Genomic DNA, 15,503 nt, shown 5'->3' with positions numbered 1-15,503 from the left:
CACCGCCGGACTTAACTTGAATAATATGTGGTTTGGGCCCTGACACAGTTTGTGTCAGGGCCCTTACTTGTTTAACCAGCAAAACAGGTTGGTGGGGGTTCGGGTTGGGTGCCTGGCCCCCCTTTTTTTTCCTGTTTACAGAGCAATAACTAGCCGGGTGTCCCTTGACGCTCGAGTCGTGGCCGCTCTAGAGTCGACCCACGCACTGGTCGTTGGCCGAGGAGAATCCGCAGATGGGGCATCTAACCTTCGCTATCAATGTCACCCTTGATGGCTGTATTGATCATAGAGTGGGGATCGCTGACGATGAGACTCACGAGTACTTCACCGGCTTGATGGACCAGCACGGAGCAATGCTGTGGGGCCGGACTACCTACGAAATGATGGAAGAGTACTGGCCGCTGGTGGCCAGCGGAGAAGTCGAGGCGCCCCATGCGCTGCGCGATTGGGCATTGAAGCTGCAGGACAAGCCCAAATATGTGGTTTCCGATCAGCGCGCCGACTTTCCGTGGAAAAACAGCCACCATCTCATTGGCGACCTGCGCACGTCGGTTCTAGAGCTGATAGAGCGTGTGCCGGACGGCGTGCTTTTGGGCAGCGGCAAGCTGGCAACAGCATTGGACCAGCTGGGACTGATCGACGAGTACCGCTTTCTGGTTCACCCGATCATTGCCGGGCATGGACCGCGGCTGTACGATGCGGGGTTGCCTGCTTCGCGCCGACTGGAGCTGCGGGAAACAATGACCCTGGGCAATGGCGTTATTGCCGCCCACTATCGCCGCGCGCAATAAAGCCGGCCTGTTCGTGCAATGAGTTCACGAGCAGGCCGGCTTTGGCGCGGGTTTTTGATTAGCGGGCGGTGGCCTTCTGGCCCATGAGCTCAGCCAGGGTCGCAAGGGATCCGTGCTCATGCAGGGATTCCAAGGTCTTCAGGTACGGGGTAGTGAAACGCTCATCATCAACCACGTCCCCAAAGAGGTCGCGCTGGCGCAGGAAGGCCAACGGGTCGTCGCCGTGGTTGGACGCGGCAGCACGCACTTCTTCGGCCAGCCTGTCGACGATGGCGATGGCTTCGTCGGATTCATCGGTGCCCTCGGCATAACGCGCCCAGCTGGCCACGATGGCGGCCGATAAGGTGACGTCCCGATCGGCGGCGAGATTCTCGCGGACCACGGGCATGAGCCACTTGGGGATGCGGTCCGAGGAATCAGCGCACAGCCGTGCTACGGTGTCGGCCACATATTCATTGCTGTAGCGCTCGATGAGCTTGTGCTGGTACGCATCCAGATCCACGCCGGGAAGCTCGCGCAGGGTCGGTTCGGCCTCGTTTTTCATGTAGCTCAACAAGAAATCGGCGAACAGGGGATTGCGCGCCACATCATGCACTGCGCGGTAGCCGGCCAGGTGGCCGAAGTAGCACAGACCCTGGTGGGTGGCGTTGAGCAGGCGCAGCTTCATCAGTTCATAGGGCACCACGTCATCGACCAGCTGCACTCCGGCTTCCTCGTAGGGCGGGCGGCCGGCCACGAACTTGTCTTCCAGCACCCACTGCTCGAAGTCCTCGCAGACCACGGGCCATCCATCCTCGATGCCGTAGCGCTCGGCGACATCGGCGCGGTCTGCATCCGTGGTGACCGGGGTAATGCGATCCACCATGGAGTTCGGGAAGGATACGTTCTCCTGCACCCAGTCGCCGAACTCGGGGTCCAGCGCCGTGGCGAAGGCGCCGAACATCTTGTGCGCCACCTCGCCGTTGCCCTGGATGTTGTCGCAGCTCATCACGGTGAAGGGGGCGATGCCGCGTTCGCGACGCAGTTTCAGCCCTGCGCTGATCAGGCCGAAGGTGGTGCGCGGGGCCTGCGGGTTGGCAAGGTCTGCGGCGATGGCCCGGTTGCCCAGGTCGAATTCGCCGGTGACCGGGTGCACGTTGTAGCCGCCCTCGGTGACCGTGAGCGAGACAATGCGGATCGCCGGGTCCGCCAGCTGCTCAATGGCGGCGTCCAGATCGTCGGGTGCGTAGAGGAAGCCGAGGATCGAGCCGATCACCTCGACTTCACGGGAGCCATCGGGGTTCTTCACCACGAGGGTGTAGAGCCCATCGCTGGCCGACAGCACATCGCGCATGCGCTGGTCGGATTCCATCACGCCCATGCCGATAATTCCCCAGTCCAGGGCCTTGCCCTGATTCATCAGCCGATTCAGGTACATGGCCTGGTGGGCCCGGTGGAATCCGCCGACGCCGAAGTGCACAATGCCGGCGGTGGCCTTGTTGCGGTCGTACTGCGGGGTGCCCACCTGCGGATCAAGCTGGGTCAGGGTGCGGTTGTTCAGTTTCATGGTTGCTTGCTCCTTGGTCGGCAAGTTCGAGGGTGGATCAGTGTGCTGCGATGGTGGCGGGCTGCTGCACGCCGTGGAAGCCGGGCTGGGTGCCGCGCAGCGCGTGGGACATGATTGCCGCTACCAGGTAGAGCGCCGCGAAGAGGAAGACCATGCCCGAGGCCCCGAGGACGTTGTAGAGCAGGGCCACCAGCAGCGGGCCGGCGAAGACGGCGGCGCCAATGCCCAGGTTGTAGGAGGCCATGGCGGCTCCGGGGTGCTCGGGCGCCAGGGAGACGGCGATGGCCGAAAGCGGAACGAAGCCTGCCAGGCCGATGCCGAAGACCGCACCAATCACCAGGGTCAGGGCGTAGGCGAAGGAGTAGCCGTGATCGACGGCCCAGGCAGGCACGAGGTAGAGCGCCGCCATGGAGATCGCGCAGAGCACCGCGCCGAACCAGACCACGACCTTGGACCAGCCCAGCTTGTCGCCCAGCGCACCGAAGAACAGGTTGAACGGGATGTTCACCGCGTAGATCACCGTGGTCAGGATCAGGAACTGGCCGACGCTCCAGCCGAATCGGTCCACGAACAGCGCCGGGAAGAAGATGGCCATGCCGTAGGTGGGGACGGAGTTGATGGTCCGGGTGAGCATCACCAGCAGCGCCTTGCGATTGCTCGCCAGCAGGCGCAGCCCAAAGCTCATGGTCTTGAAGACTTCTTCCGGGTTGCTGACCAGGGCGGCGCGTCCGGTTTTTTCCTTCACGCCAATCAGCGCGATCGCCGCGCCGATCACAACCAGCGCCAGGGAGACCCAGAGGGTCTGGTAGTAGCTCAGGGAGAAGATTTCCAGGCTGGCGCTGGCGGTCAGCGCGCCGAGGGTGGGAAGCCCGGAGCTGAAGGCCACATAGAACCAGCCGATGGCCACGGCCAGGCGCTTGGCATTGGCGGTGGCTGAAATCCAGACCAGGAAGCCGTAGGCGAAGAAGGGGTAGCCGAAGCCGCGAAGCCCGTAGGCGATGAAGATCAGCGGCATGCTCGAGCTGTGCAGGGCGACGCCCAGGAAGAGCAGCTCGAAGACCACCCAGATGCCTGCGCCGATGAACATGACCTTGCGCGGGCCCCAGAGATCTGAGAGCGAGGCGGAGAGGAAGGCGGCGATGGCCACGGCCACGCCGTAAATGGTGACCAGGGTTCCGGCCAGCGGGATCGAGAAGCCGTGTTCGCCGGTCAGGTAGGGGGCGAGGATGTTCGTTTCCACGCCGTCGCCGATCATGAAGATCATCAGGCCCACGAAGCCCCAGAGCAGCGGGCGAGGCAGCCCGAGCTTATCGAGGATCGAGGTGCTCGTGCTCGGTGGTGCAGGCAATGGGTGGGAATTCATGGCGCTCCTTTGCGACGGCCTTGCAGGTGTGATCGATTGAACTAATCTAACACCAAAACAACAAACTCAACAGATTTTTTGTTAAAAACTTGCTAAAAATGATGTTTTGCAAGTGCGGGTGCAGCATCTATCATCGAAGTTGTGGCATATAACGAATCTGATGTTAAAAACGATGCTCCCGATGCAGCCCAGGGGCTGCCTCCGGAGACCCGCCGCGAGGAAATCACCGGGCATGTGAACAAGTCCCGCAGCTGCCGGGTGGAAGAGCTGGCCGAGATCTTCGGGGTCAGTGCCATGACCATCCACCGCGACCTGGAACAGCTGGCCAAGGAAGGCCGGGTGGAGCGGATCCGCGGAGGAGCCCGGGCCATCACCGCCCGGCTCGCCGAACGCGATGTGCGCCTGCGCCGGCACCTGAACGCCGAGGTCAAGCGCCAGCTCGCCGCCACCGCGGCGCAGCTGATCGAACGCAACTCGGTGATCGCACTGGATGACTCCACCACCATCGGGGCGCTGGGCAGCTATTTGGAAGAACGCGAACCGTCCACCGTGATCACCCACTCGCTGGCGCTGATGGGCGCGGTTTCCGCCATGGCGCATATCGACATGGTAGGCCTGGGCGGACAGTACTATGCCGAAACCGATTCCTTCCTCGGCTCGATCGTGGTCGAGCAAGCCCAGCGGCTGATGGCCGACGCCGTATTCGTGTCCACCACGGCCATCAAGAACCAGGCCCTGCTGCACCCGGACGCCGAAGCGGCGCGCACCAAGCGCAGCCTGCTGCAAATGGGCCGGCGCAAGATCCTGGTGATGGACTCCAGCAAATTCGAATCCGCCGGCATCTACCACGTCATGGACCTGGCCGAAATCGACGACGTGGTCATCGACGACCAGCTCGATCAGCGGCTCATGAGCGAACTGCAGGGCCTGGGCCCGCGCATCCACATCGTCAGCACCTGAGCAAAGGAACAGCCATGAAACCCACCTACGTCCTAGGCATCGACTCTTCCACCCAATCCTGCAAGGCCCTGCTGGTCGACGCGCAGAGCGGGGAAGTGGTGGCCGAGCAGCGCAGCAGCCACCTGCCGGGAACCCAGATCGATCCGCAGCACTGGATCACCGCGCTGGAATCGGCCACCGCGGGACTGCTGGAGCAGGCCTCCGCGGTGTCCATCGCCGGGCAGCAGCACGGCATGGTGGCCCTGGACGAGCACGGGCAGCCGGTGCGCGAGGCCATGCTGTGGAACGATACCTCCTCCGCCCAGCAAGCCAGGGACCTGACCGAAGAGCTCGGCGGCGCGCAGGCCTGCGCCGAGAAGATCGGCAGCGTCCCGGTGGCCTCGCTGACCGTGACCAAGCTGCGCTGGCTGCGCGATCACGAGCCGGAGAACGCGTCGCGCACCACCCAGGTCCTGCTGCCCCACGACTACCTCACCTGGCATTTGGGCGGGCGCAAGGAAGCGGTGACCGATCACGGGGACGCCTCGGGCACCGGGTACTACGATCCGGCCGCGCGCCGCTTCTTGCCCGATCTCGCGGCGGCCGCGCTGGGGCACAGCGTGGCGCTGCCGCGGCTGGCCGAGGCCAATGAGGCGGTGGGGCGGACCTCCACCGGCGCCGTGATCGGCGCGGGCACCGGGGATAATATGGCTGCCGCGCTGGGGCTCGACCTGCAGCCCGGTGATGTCTGCATCTCCGTCGGCACCTCCGGGGTGGCCTCCGCGGTGGTCGAGGACAGCGTGCATGACGGCAGCGGAATGGTGACCGGCTTTGTCGCCGCCAACGGCAAATTCCTGCCGCTGGCCTGCACCCTGAACGGGGCGCCGGTCCTGGACTTCGGTGCACGCATGCTCGGGGTCGGGAAGCAGGAATTCTCCGACCTGGCGCTGGCTGCCGAGCCGGGGTCCGGCGGGGTCGTGCTGCTGCCGTACCTCGGCGGGGAACGCACCCCCAACCGGCCCGAAGCCACCGGCCTGCTTCAGGGGCTGCGCGGCACCACCACCCGCGAGCAGATCGCCCGCGCCTATGTGGAAGGGCTGCTGTGCTCCATGAAGGATGCGGTCGCGGCGCTGGAAGCGAGCACCAAGGTGGCCACGAAGCGGATCCTGCTGATCGGCGGCGGCGCCCAGGCCGAGGCGGTCCGGGTCATCGCCCCGCAAATTTTCGGGGTGGCCGTGGACGTGCCCAGGACTGCTGAATACGTGGCGCTGGGAGCCGCCCGGCAAGCGGCCTGGGCGCTGGGCGGCCAGGAGCAGCCGCCGGTCTGGGATATCGCCGAGCCAACCCGCTACCAGGCCTCGCCCCGGCCGGAAATCTATGCAGGCTACGCGAAGCTGCGCGATGCCACCGAAGGCTGGAATTAGGGCCGATATCGCGTAGCGTAGGAACCATGGATACGCTCTTTTTCGCCCACCGCGGCAGTTCGCACAAATACTCGGAGAATACCCGGGCCGCCTACCTGCAGGCCATTGACGAGGGCGCGGACGGAATAGAGTGCGATGTCCATTTGAGCATGGACGGGGAAGTGGTGTGCCACCATGACCCCACCGTGGATCGCACCTCCGACGCCTCCGGCCTGGTTTCCGCCTTCACCCTCGAGCAGCTCAAGGCCATGGACTTCACCGGGGTCGTGCCCGCGGAGGTGCCGGCAGAATACGGCACCGAAAATGAGCAGCTGCTGAGCCTGGGCGAGCTGCTGGAGCTGATCGATCAGCGCGGCACGCCGGTGGGCCTGGCCGTGGAAATCAAGCACCCCAGTCCCTACGGGCACCTGCTCGAAGACCGGGTGCTGCAGGTGCTCGACGCCCATGGCTTTGATCCCGGGACCGGGAAGGCCGGCAGCCGCGGGCAGATCGCGGTGACCCTGATGAGCTTTGAGCCGGACTCGCTGCGCTACCTGGGCCGCACGGTGGATTCCAGCTTGCTGTGCCAGCTGATGACCGAGGTGAACCCCGAGTACATCCAGGAGCTCCTGGATTCCGGCCAGGTCGGGCGGGCCGGGGTGTACTCGGTGCTCTGCCGCTCGGTGGCCGAGGGCATCGAGCTGATCAACGCCGGCGGGGCCGGCATTATCGGATCCGGAGTCGCCTGGACGCGGGCCAATGAGAAGATCGTGCGCCGCTGGCTGGATGAAGGGCGGCAGGCCCGGATCTGGACGGTGGACCGCCCGGCCGACGCGCAGTATTTGATTGGGCTCGGAGTCGGGGAGCTGACCAGCAACCGGCCGGTGGAACTACGCAGGGAATTGGAACAGCACTAGGATCATGAGCGGCAATACTATCGACCAGATCAACCTGTATCTGCAGGACACCTATGTTTTCAGCACCACGGCGACCGTCATAGCCACCGGCGATGACGAAGAGGGCCGCTGGGTGGCGGTGAGCCCCAATATTTTCCATCCGCGCGGAGGCGGGCAGCCCGAGGATTCGGGCACCGTTGACGGGCAGCAGGTCACCGTGCAGCGCAATAAGGATGGCCTGGTGATCCTGCGCGGCGCAGAAGCCAAGAATGCCGGCGCAGTGGTGCACACGGCGATCGACCGCGAACTGCGCCTCAAGCACGCTGCCTTGCACACCGCCGGGCACGTGCTGGGATTCGCCGGCGAACAGCGCGGCTGGCAGCACCGGGGCCACTCGCACTTCCCGGGGCAGGCGCGCCTGGACTTCGACCCGGACAGCATCGACATGCCGCTGGCTGACGAGGCGCAACGCGCAGCCGCCAGGCAATGGCTGCAGCAGCGGGTTGACCAGCTGGTAGCCCAGGGCGGAGCCATCAGCAGCGCCATGGACGCCGCAGGGCATCGCACCGTCACCATCGCCGGGATCAACGCCGAACCCTGCGGCGGCACCCACGTGGGCAACGTCGATCAGCTCAGCGGGTTCACTATTCTCGAAGCCAAGGTCAAGCGCGGAGCCTGCAAGGTGCGCTACGAGGCCAGCCACGGTGGCTAGATTCTTGACCCCGGCGACAAAAATGGGCCTGTCCATTTCGATCGCCACCGGGTTGTACGGAATTTCCTTTGGCGCCCTGTCCATCGCCGCGGGACTGGACCTGTGGCAGACGGTGGCATTGAGCGCCTTGATGTTCACCGGCGGGTCGCAGTTCGCCTTCATCGGAGTGATCTCCGGCGGCGGCGCGGCCTCGGCCGCATTTTCTGCCGCCACGCTGCTGGGCGTGCGCAACGCCGTCTACGGAATGCAGATCAAGCAGGCCTTGCGGCCGCTGGGCAAGCAGGTGCCGTGGATGGCCCAGGTGACCATCGACGAATCAACGGCCGTGAGCCTGGGGCAGGCGAAGATCTCGGAAAAGCGCCGGGGATTTGTGACCGCGGGCGTGGGGGTCTATGTGCTGTGGAACCTGTTCACGCTGGCCGGCGCCCTGCTCGGCGAGCAGATGGGGGATCCGGCAGCCTGGGGTCTTGACGGTGCTGCGGTCGCGGCCTTTATCGGCCTGTTGTGGCCGCGGCTGAAATCCATGCAGCCGGTGCTCATCGCCGTGGCCGCCGCGGTGCTGACCGCACTGGCCGTGCCGATCAGCGCCCCTGGCCTGCCGATTTTGATCACCGCGGTCTGTGCCGCGATCTATGCGCTATGCACGGTGCGCAAGGCGCCGCCGGCAACCGAGCATGGCGGGCTGCACAGCGTGGGCGAGGAGCAAAAATGAGCGAACTGAGCTGGTGGGTTCTGGGCGCTTGCCTTGCCGCCTATGCCATCAAGCTGTGCGGCTATTTCGTTCCGCGCAAGGTCCTGGATTCGCCGATCATGACCCGCGTGGCCTCGACACTGACCATAGCGCTGCTGGCCTCCCTGGTCACCGTCAACGCGTTCACTTCCGGCCAGGAGCTGGTGCTCGATGCACGCATCGGCGCCTTGGCGGCCGCCATGATCGCGCTGTTCTTCAAAGCTCCCTACCTGGTGGTGGTATTGGCCGGGGCGCTGGCCGCGATTCTGCTGCGCGCCACCGGGCTGGCCGCCTGAGCACCTGCTCAAAGCAGATGACAAGCCGGGGCCGGGGTGGGAAAGTAGATGCATGATCGTAGCTTTTTCTGTAGCCCCATCCGGTACTGGCAGCAACCCCGACGGATCGGTGCATGACGCCGTCGCCGAAGCCGTAAGAGTCGTGCGCGATTCCGGGTTGCCCAACCGCACCAGTTCCATGTTCACCGAAATTGAAGGCGAATGGGACGAGGTTTTCGACGTCGTGAAACGCGCCACCGAGGCCGTCGCGCCCTTTGGCTCGCGCATCTCGCTGGTCATCAAAGCCGATATCCGTCCCGGACGCGAAGGCGAACTGGATGGAAAGATCCAGCGGCTGGAGCAGGCAATCAAGGATAGTGAGGGGAGTGCATCGTCATGATTCACCATTCAACCGACCGAGAGGCCGGTGCGGTTGAGCAATATCTGGAAGAATCCCTCGGGCTCCAGGTCGAGTCCCTGGAGAAAGGGCGCGAGCACGGCCGGGCCGCCGGCTTGCCGCCCATTGAAGTCAGCGCGGGCCAGGGCAAATTCCTGCAGCTGCTCGCAGAGATGATTGGCGCCCGGCGGGTATTGGAGATCGGCACGCTCGGCGGCTATTCGACCAGCTGGCTGGCCCTCGGAGCCGGTCCGTCCGGCAAGGTGGTCACCTGCGAATTCGAGCCGTTGCACGCCTCGGTGGCCCGGGAGAATCTGGAACGCTCCGGGCTCGCGGACCGGGTGGAAATCAAGCTGGGAGCCGCCCGCGGAACCCTGGACACCTTGATTGCCAAGCGCAGCGAAGCCTTTGATTTGATCTTCATCGATGCCGACAAGCGCAACAACGTGATCTATCTGGAGCGTGCGCTGGAGCTCTCGCACCCGGGCACGGTGCTGGTCCTGGACAATGTGGTGCGTGGCGGCGCCATCTTGGATGATCCGGGCCAGCTGGGCAGCCAGGAAGCCGACGTGCGCGGAGTCCAGGAATCGCTGCTGTGGCTGCGCGATCACCCGCGGATCTCGGCGACCGCTTTGCAGACGCTGGGCTCCAAGGGCTGGGACGGATTCGCGCTCGCGCGGGTGCTGTAGGGAGCAAAGCCGATGGCTAGCGCGCTGAATGGTGATCGTGGAACTCGCGGTCGAATTCTTCATCAGGATCATGCCTGAACGGCGGGGACTTGATGATCAGGTAATGCACCGCCAGCGCACAGATCACGGCCACCGGGGCTCCCACCCACAGCGCGTATTCGGTATTGCGCACCAGGCCGGCGACGACCGGGCCCACCAGCATCGGGATGATGTAGTAGTAATGTTCCGGGGCGGCTGGGCCCCACAAGCGCTCGAGCTTGGACAGGAGGCTGAATCCGGCGGCGAGGATGATGGATCCGAGCAGGATCACCCACAGCGTCGCAGAGAGGCTGATGGCCAGGGTGAGCGAGCCGACAAGTCCTGCAGTCAAACACGCGTACTTCGTATTTTGATGCAAACCTTGCCTCTTTTTCTGCTCCCGGTGGATTGAGCCTCGACTAGTATTTTTTCAAACACTTGGACTGTCTGCAATCCTACTTAAGTAGGAGGGGCGCAGGGAGCGTTGGCTGAAATAGGCCAGGGCACTGCCGTAGGGTATAAATGTGCCACATATGAACGACTACCGAATCCGCCTGGCGACCGAGAACGACGTGCGCAAAGCGCTGGAGATGAAGCTGCAATGCTGGCGCGAAGCCTATGCCGGACTGCGCGAACCATCCTTTTTCGCCCATCATGAGCAAGAGCTCGACGGGCAGGTTGCGTGGTGGGAACGCGGACTGGCCTCCGGCGCGCAGTTTTTCATCGCCGAAGACCCACAGGGGGCGATCATCGGCCTGGCCGGGGCAACCCCGAGCATCGACGAAGACCAGGATGCCGGCGTCGATATCGAGCTGGGCATGCTCTACGTGCTCGAGCAGTACTACGGCAGCGGACTGGGCGCCCACCTGATGCAGGTGGTGCTCGGGCAGCGCGATGCCCTGGTCTGGGTGCTGGAGGGCAACCACCGGGCGCAGGCATTTTTTGAAAAACAGGGATTCACCGCCGATGGAACCACCGAAGCACTGGTTGGCACCTGGCAGGGACTGGTAGAACGACGGATGGTGCGCGCACATGGCTAGGGATTCCAGGGACTCGTTGCTCGGCGAATTCCCCATTGATACCGGAAGCGCCATGATCGAGGCCGACCCCTATGGCGGCAACCGCTACATCCTGAAGGTCAACGGCGTCCCGTCCTCGCACGTGGACCTGGATGATCCGACATACCTCGACTTCGAGTACATGCGCTGGATGGAACCGATTTTCACCTTCGGCTTCCCGGCCAGCGACTTCGACGGGCGCGCCCGCAAGCTGCGCGTGCTGCATCTGGGCGGAGGCGGCTGCTCCATGGCCCGCTGGGTCGCGGCAAGCTACGAGAACGCCCGCCAGGTCGTGGTGGAACTGGACGCGAAGCTGGCTGAACTGGTGCGCACCTCGTTCGACGTGCCCCGTGCCCCGCTGGTGCGGCTGCGCGTGGGCGATGCCGGCCAGGTGCTGCCCACCCTGAGCGATGACAGCCGCGACGTGATCATCCGCGACGTTTTTGCCGGAAGCACCACCCCGCGCGAACTGACCACGGTGGACTACGCCCGCCATGCCCAGCGGGTGCTGGACGGCGGCGGGGTGTACATCATGAACTGCGGGGACACCGCCGATCTGGCCGGCGCCAAGGCCGAGGCAGCCACCCTGCTCGAAGTATTCGAGCACGTGGCCATGATTGCCGACCCGCCGATGCTCAAGGGCCGGCGCTACGGCAATATCGTCTTCCTGGCCAGCGACGAGCCGCTCGCCCTGGGCGCCGCTTTCGAGCGCAACCTGCGCACCGCGCCGCTGCCAGCGCAACTGGTCTCCGGGGCCTCGGTGCAGCGCTTTGCCGCAGGGGCCAGCCCGATCATTCCCCAGGCCTAGGCACTAGGCTCCGGAACCGATCCGGTAGCTGGAGCCATCGGCTGCGCGCAGCAGCAGGGCATGATCGACCATATAGCGGCGCAGCAGGGCGGTATCGGGGTGGAAGACCCGCAGCCGCTCGTTCAGCTGCTCTTCGCGCAGCTGCTCCGCCGGGCTGATCACCGCGTCGCGGATATGCACCAGCACCTCGTGCCGGTGCCCGGGCTTGGCCGGAAGAGCCGCCAGGCGTGGTCCGTCGAGGAAGCGCTGGATGCCGCTGCGATCGGCCTTCTGCGCGCTCGCCGAAGACAGGGTCCGCTCCAATAGCTGTTCGTTGACCTGCCAGCCTTGCCCGTCATGGCGGAGCAAGCCGATCTTTTCCCAGCGCGCCAGGTCCTTGAGCTGGGACTTGCTGGGCTCCGCGGGCATCCCGGTCCCGGCAAGCACTGCCCCGAGCAGCTGGCGCATGCCGGGATTCTTCAACCCGGCAGCGACTTGGATCCATTGCCCGGCAATCGGGTGCTCTTCGCTCATGCTCCTTATCCTAGCCAATCGGCAAATGGATGAAGACGCACAACAGCCCGCCATGGACAGGCCATGGCGGGCTGCAGCATGAAGCGCGGGATTACTTGACCCCGACCCACATCTCGATCAGGCCGATGCCGAAGAACAGCACGAACGCCGCGGAGACAACCCACATCAGCGGGTGGATTTCCTTGGCGCGGCCCTGGGTGGCGCGGATGAAGACGTAGGAGATGAAGCCGGCGCCGATGCCGTTGGCAATCGAATAGGTGAACGGCATCAGGGTGAAGGTCAGGAAGGCCGGCAGCGCAATGCCCCAGTCGTTCCAGTCGATCTTGGAGACCTGGGTGATCATCATGAAGCCGACGACCACCAGGGCCGGGGCCACAGCCTCGAAAGGCACCAGGTAGATCAGCGGGCTCAGGAACATCGCGACGATCATCAGCAAGCCGGTGATTACCGAGGCCAGGCCGGTGCGCGCGCCCTCGCCGATGCCGGCACCGGACTCCACGAAGATCTGGGCCGAGGAGCTGGAGGTTCCGCCGCCCACGATGGCGCCGGCTGCATCAACCATCAGCACCTTGTCCACGTCGGGGATCTGCCCGTTCTCGTCCATGGTGCCGGCTTCGGAAGCCAGTCCCACCATGGTGCCCATGGCGTCGAAGAAGATCGAGAGCAGGATGACGAAGGCCAGCAGCGATGCCGCGGTGAAGCCGATCTTGCTGAAGGCGCCGAAGATGCTCACCTGGCCGATCAGCGAGAGGTCAGGCAGGGTCCACTCCGGCAGGGATGGAACCACCAGGGACCAGCTGCCGGTCTCGAATTCGCCGATGTGGAAGACGGCTTCGAGGATGTTGGCCAGGATGGCGGAGACGACGATGCCGATCAGGATCGCGCCCTTGACCTTGCGCACCACCAGTGCCATGGTCAGCAGCAGGCCGATGATGAAGACCAGGATTGGCCAGCCCATCAGCTCGCCGTCAAAGCCTAGCCCCACCGGCACGGTGGTGTTCGCTGCATCCGGGATGCGCTGCACGAACCCGGCGTTCACCAGGCCGATCAATGCGATGAACATGCCGATGCCCACCACGATGGCCGTTTTCAGCCCGGCCGGAACGGCGTTGAACACCGCGGTTCTGAAGCCGGTGAGCACCAGGACGAACATGACCACACCGGCGATGAGCACCAGGCCCATGACGTCGGCCCAGGTCAGTTCCGGGTTGGTGGCCACGGTGATGGCCACAAAGGCATTGACGCCCAGGCCGGTGGCCATGGCAAAGGGATGGCGGGCCCAAATGCCCATCAGGATGGTCAGGATGCCAGCCACGAAAGCGGTCACAGCGGCAACGCGCTGGATGCCCAGCTCACCGCCCGAGGAATCGGCGCCGGAGAGCACCAGCGGGTTGAGGACGACGATGTAGCTCATCGCGAAGAACGTGGCGATGCCGCCGCGAACTTCGGTGGAGAACGTTGAACGCCGTTCCGAAATCTTGAAGTATCGGTCGATGCGCGCGGCCACAGAAGTCCCGGACGCGGTGTTTGTGGAGGAGGACATGCAAAAATTCTATGTCGTTTTAGTTGCCAAATGATACCTGATTCATGGCTAACTAGGCGCAATCAAAAATCTTTAGACCCAACTCACACCAAGAACTATCAAAGCAAGTACATTGGAGGTAAGGGAAATCACACCCATGTTGATCTGAGGTTATGAAGGAGCGATTCAGATGAGTGACGAAGCGCCAGTCGCAGCAGAAAAGATCGAAGGAATTGTTGTCGGTGTTGACGGTTCGCAGCAAAGCAAGTGCGCGTTGCGCTGGGCCGAACGCGAGGCGGTGCGCCGCGGCAGCGTGCTGAATATCGTTTCCGCCTACACGATCCCGGTCTTTGCCGCATCCTCCATGGATGCCGGCTATTCGACCCTGGATGATGACCTGATTCGCGGTGGCGCCGAAGAAATCGTGCGCCAGGCGCGGATCGACCTTGAAGGCAGTGCGGCGCAGATCCGCACGTACATCGAGTCGGGGGACCCGGCCGGGGTGCTCCTGGATTTGAGCCAGGACGCCGAGCTGGTCGTGGTCGGCACCCGTGGACGTGGCGGTTTTGTGGGCCGCCTGCTCGGCTCCGTGTCCTCGGCCCTGCCAGCCCACTCCAAGTGCCCGACCGTGGTCGTGCCCTTGTGCATGTCCAAGGAGCAGGACGCCACCGGAGATGTGGCCGCTGATCGCAAGTGCATTGTGGTTGGCGTGGATGGTTCTGACCGGGCGCGCTCCGCGGTGCTCGCGGCCGCTGACGCGGCGATGGCCAGCGACCTGACGCTGCGCCTGATCTGCGCGGTGCCACCGGTGGGTGCGGCGCTGGCATGGATGCCGGCGACCATTGACCAGGAAGCGGTGCTCGAAGATGTCCGCTATCAGATGGGCGTGGGCACGAAGTGGCTGCGTTCGCACTACCCTGAGCTGAAGATGGAAACCGACGTGGTCTCCGGGCCTCCGGTCGAGGTGCTGATCCGCGAGTCCGAGCATGCGGTGTTGACCGTGACCGGTTCGCGAGGCCGCGGTGGATTCACCGGCATGCTGCTGGGGTCCACTTCGCAGGGCGTGCTGCACCACTCCAAGGGCCCGGTCATGGTGGTTCCCGATTCCGAGGATCCACGGCTGGAAGATCGCAAGAACTTCGATACCCGAGCCCAGGAGCAGTAGCCGCGGCCACTGCAGAAGGCGAATAGCAGAAGGCCACGCACCCGATGGGTGCGTGGCCTTCTGCTGTTCGGCGGCTGCTTCTAGTAGCGAGCTGCCTTTGAGTACAGGTTGTTGACCCAGCTCAATGGCGTCACCGAAATGCCGACACTTGGGTTGCGGGCGTGGACGACATTGCCGTTGCCGATGTAGATGGCTACGTGGTAGAACGAGGATCCGCCGTTGGAGGAGGAGAACACCAGGTCGCCCGGGCGCAGGTTGCTCAGCGACACGTACTGCGGTGCGCTGAAGAACTGCTGGGTCGAGGTGCGTGGCAGGCTGATGCCCGACTGGCCGAAGGCACGCTGCGAGAAGCTCGAGCAGTCAAAGGCGTTAGGGCCGTTGCCGCCGTAGACGTAGTACTTGCTTGGGTCGTCAGCGGTCTTCAAGGCCCAGGCGATGGCAGCCGAGTAGCTGCGGCCAGTGTCCGGTTCCGGCTGTGGCTCCGCGGTCTTGGTTGGCTCAGGCTTAGGGGTCGGCTTCGGCGTTGGCGTTGGAGTCGGCTTGGGCTCCGCGGTCTTGGTTGGCTTTGGCTCAGGCTTCGGAGTTGGCTTAGGCTCAGCCGTTTTGGTCGGCTTTGGCTCCGCGGTCTTGGTCGGCTTGGGCTCAGGCTTCGGAGTCGGCTCCGCCGTCTTGGTTGGC

18 protein-coding genes are annotated in these 15,503 nt (G+C 64.3%); 12 read left to right on the top strand and 6 right to left on the bottom strand.

All coding sequences use genetic code 11. The annotated features are described in order from the left end of the window. Window positions 1-233: 233 nt before the first annotated feature. On the top strand, window positions 234-791 hold the full coding sequence (locus tag H6F58_RS09780; RefSeq protein WP_146277347.1) for a dihydrofolate reductase family protein: 558 nt from the start codon (window positions 234-236) through the stop codon (window positions 789-791). A gap of 58 nt (window positions 792-849) precedes the next feature. Here the strand turns inward: H6F58_RS09780 and H6F58_RS09775 are convergent, their stop codons facing one another. Together H6F58_RS09775 and H6F58_RS09770 are read right to left on the bottom strand one after the other, a co-directional pair. After that, entirely contained in the window at window positions 850-2,337 is a 1,488-nt protein-coding gene (locus H6F58_RS09775) for a mannitol dehydrogenase family protein (protein ID WP_195181672.1), read from the bottom strand. A gap of 37 nt (window positions 2,338-2,374) precedes the next feature. Further along, a complete protein-coding gene (locus tag H6F58_RS09770; RefSeq protein WP_195181671.1) occupies window positions 2,375-3,700 on the bottom strand; it encodes an MFS transporter in 1,326 nt (441 codons plus the stop codon). 141 nt (window positions 3,701-3,841) lie between these two features. On the opposite strand from H6F58_RS09770, the gene H6F58_RS09765 reads away from it, so the two are divergent. Genes H6F58_RS09765 through H6F58_RS09730 form a run of 8 tightly spaced genes read left to right on the top strand, consistent with a single transcriptional unit; the run spans window position 3,842 to window position 9,741 of the window. Beyond that, window positions 3,842-4,660 carry a DeoR/GlpR family DNA-binding transcription regulator gene (locus tag H6F58_RS09765; RefSeq protein ID WP_075972379.1) on the top strand — a complete coding sequence of 273 codons (819 nt, stop codon included), beginning with the start codon at window positions 3,842-3,844 and terminating at the stop codon, window positions 4,658-4,660. Window positions 4,661-4,674: 14 nt separating this feature from the next. After that, window positions 4,675-6,063 (top strand): xylulokinase, encoded by a 1,389-nt coding sequence (xylB, locus tag H6F58_RS09760; protein ID WP_171919932.1) that lies wholly within the window; start codon window positions 4,675-4,677, stop codon window positions 6,061-6,063. Window positions 6,064-6,089: 26 nt separating this feature from the next. Next, complete coding sequence (locus H6F58_RS09755; RefSeq protein ID WP_060700283.1) at window positions 6,090-6,959, top strand: glycerophosphodiester phosphodiesterase family protein; 870 nt, start codon at window positions 6,090-6,092, stop codon at window positions 6,957-6,959. A gap of 4 nt (window positions 6,960-6,963) precedes the next feature. Beyond that, on the top strand, window positions 6,964-7,650 hold the full coding sequence (locus tag H6F58_RS09750; protein ID WP_060700284.1) for a hypothetical protein: 687 nt from the start codon (window positions 6,964-6,966) through the stop codon (window positions 7,648-7,650). Window positions 7,651-7,672: 22 nt separating this feature from the next. After that, window positions 7,673-8,362, top strand: coding sequence for an AzlC family ABC transporter permease (locus tag H6F58_RS09745; protein WP_060700285.1), 690 nt, complete (start codon window positions 7,673-7,675; stop codon window positions 8,360-8,362). Then, complete coding sequence (locus H6F58_RS09740; protein WP_060700286.1) at window positions 8,359-8,676, top strand: AzlD domain-containing protein; 318 nt, start codon at window positions 8,359-8,361, stop codon at window positions 8,674-8,676. Before H6F58_RS09745 ends, H6F58_RS09740 begins: the two co-directional genes overlap by 4 nt. 52 nt (window positions 8,677-8,728) lie before the next feature. After that, complete coding sequence (locus H6F58_RS09735; RefSeq protein ID WP_060700287.1) at window positions 8,729-9,055, top strand: thiamine-binding protein; 327 nt, start codon at window positions 8,729-8,731, stop codon at window positions 9,053-9,055. After that, complete coding sequence (locus tag H6F58_RS09730) at window positions 9,052-9,741, top strand: O-methyltransferase (protein ID WP_195181670.1); 690 nt, start codon at window positions 9,052-9,054, stop codon at window positions 9,739-9,741. The genes H6F58_RS09735 and H6F58_RS09730 overlap by 4 nt, the downstream gene beginning before the upstream one ends. 16 nt (window positions 9,742-9,757) lie before the next feature. Here the strand turns inward: H6F58_RS09730 and H6F58_RS09725 are convergent, their stop codons facing one another. Further along, the gene (locus H6F58_RS09725; protein WP_195181669.1) at window positions 9,758-10,111 is read right to left on the bottom strand and encodes a hypothetical protein; all 354 of its coding nucleotides are present in this window, start codon (window positions 10,109-10,111) and stop codon (window positions 9,758-9,760) included. A 181-nt stretch (window positions 10,112-10,292) separates the two neighbouring features. Here H6F58_RS09725 and H6F58_RS09720 point away from each other — a divergent pair, with 181 nt between their 5' ends. Then, window positions 10,293-10,799 carry a GNAT family N-acetyltransferase gene (locus H6F58_RS09720; protein ID WP_206693585.1) on the top strand — a complete coding sequence of 169 codons (507 nt, stop codon included), beginning with the start codon at window positions 10,293-10,295 and terminating at the stop codon, window positions 10,797-10,799. After that, on the top strand, window positions 10,792-11,625 hold the full coding sequence (locus H6F58_RS09715; protein WP_244652513.1) for a fused MFS/spermidine synthase: 834 nt from the start codon (window positions 10,792-10,794) through the stop codon (window positions 11,623-11,625). The genes H6F58_RS09720 and H6F58_RS09715 overlap by 8 nt, the downstream gene beginning before the upstream one ends. A gap of 3 nt (window positions 11,626-11,628) precedes the next feature. On the opposite strand, the gene H6F58_RS09710 is transcribed toward H6F58_RS09715, so the two are convergent. Both H6F58_RS09710 and H6F58_RS09705 read right to left on the bottom strand, forming a co-directional pair. Next, a complete protein-coding gene (locus H6F58_RS09710; RefSeq protein ID WP_195181668.1) occupies window positions 11,629-12,138 on the bottom strand; it encodes a DUF2087 domain-containing protein in 510 nt (169 codons plus the stop codon). Between the two features lie 91 nt (window positions 12,139-12,229). Next, the gene (locus H6F58_RS09705; RefSeq protein WP_060700293.1) at window positions 12,230-13,681 is read right to left on the bottom strand and encodes an NCS2 family permease; all 1,452 of its coding nucleotides are present in this window, start codon (window positions 13,679-13,681) and stop codon (window positions 12,230-12,232) included. A 169-nt stretch (window positions 13,682-13,850) separates the two neighbouring features. On the opposite strand from H6F58_RS09705, the gene H6F58_RS09700 reads away from it, so the two are divergent. After that, entirely contained in the window at window positions 13,851-14,825 is a 975-nt protein-coding gene (locus H6F58_RS09700) for a universal stress protein (RefSeq protein WP_146277359.1), read from the top strand. Between the two features lie 80 nt (window positions 14,826-14,905). Here H6F58_RS09700 and H6F58_RS18325 read toward each other — a convergent pair. Further along, window positions 14,906-15,503 (bottom strand): C40 family peptidase (locus tag H6F58_RS18325; protein ID WP_195181667.1); only part of this gene is annotated, 598 nt, incomplete at its 5' end.

The organism is Glutamicibacter sp. FBE19 (assembly GCF_015524875.1).
Lineage (GTDB): Bacteria > Actinomycetota > Actinomycetes > Actinomycetales > Micrococcaceae > Glutamicibacter > Glutamicibacter halophytocola.
The sequence above is the reverse complement of the archived record's forward strand: the minus strand, read 5'-3'. Positions and strand labels throughout refer to the sequence as shown.

Excerpts from the sequence above, each read along its gene's own strand:
- H6F58_RS09730 (WP_195181670.1), top strand. The coding sequence starts at position 9,052 with ATGATTCACCATTCAACCGACCGAGAGGCCGGTGCGGTTGAGCAATAT.
- H6F58_RS09755 (WP_060700283.1), top strand. The coding sequence starts at position 6,090 with ATGGATACGCTCTTTTTCGCCCACCGCGGCAGTTCGCACAAATACTCG.
- H6F58_RS09770 (WP_195181671.1), bottom strand. The coding sequence starts at position 3,700 with ATGAATTCCCACCCATTGCCTGCACCACCGAGCACGAGCACCTCGATC.
- H6F58_RS09740 (WP_060700286.1), top strand. The coding sequence starts at position 8,359 with ATGAGCGAACTGAGCTGGTGGGTTCTGGGCGCTTGCCTTGCCGCCTAT.
- H6F58_RS09720 (WP_206693585.1), top strand. The coding sequence starts at position 10,293 with ATGAACGACTACCGAATCCGCCTGGCGACCGAGAACGACGTGCGCAAA.
- H6F58_RS09745 (WP_060700285.1), top strand. The coding sequence starts at position 7,673 with ATGGGCCTGTCCATTTCGATCGCCACCGGGTTGTACGGAATTTCCTTT.
- H6F58_RS09705 (WP_060700293.1), bottom strand. The coding sequence starts at position 13,681 with ATGTCCTCCTCCACAAACACCGCGTCCGGGACTTCTGTGGCCGCGCGC.
- xylB (WP_171919932.1), top strand. The coding sequence starts at position 4,675 with ATGAAACCCACCTACGTCCTAGGCATCGACTCTTCCACCCAATCCTGC.
- H6F58_RS09700 (WP_146277359.1), top strand. The coding sequence starts at position 13,851 with ATGAGTGACGAAGCGCCAGTCGCAGCAGAAAAGATCGAAGGAATTGTT.
- H6F58_RS09710 (WP_195181668.1), bottom strand. The coding sequence starts at position 12,138 with ATGAGCGAAGAGCACCCGATTGCCGGGCAATGGATCCAAGTCGCTGCC.
- H6F58_RS09780 (WP_146277347.1), top strand. The coding sequence starts at position 234 with ATGGGGCATCTAACCTTCGCTATCAATGTCACCCTTGATGGCTGTATT.
- H6F58_RS09735 (WP_060700287.1), top strand. The coding sequence starts at position 8,729 with ATGATCGTAGCTTTTTCTGTAGCCCCATCCGGTACTGGCAGCAACCCC.
- H6F58_RS09750 (WP_060700284.1), top strand. The coding sequence starts at position 6,964 with ATGAGCGGCAATACTATCGACCAGATCAACCTGTATCTGCAGGACACC.
- H6F58_RS09715 (WP_244652513.1), top strand. The coding sequence starts at position 10,792 with ATGGCTAGGGATTCCAGGGACTCGTTGCTCGGCGAATTCCCCATTGAT.
- H6F58_RS09775 (WP_195181672.1), bottom strand. The coding sequence starts at position 2,337 with ATGAAACTGAACAACCGCACCCTGACCCAGCTTGATCCGCAGGTGGGC.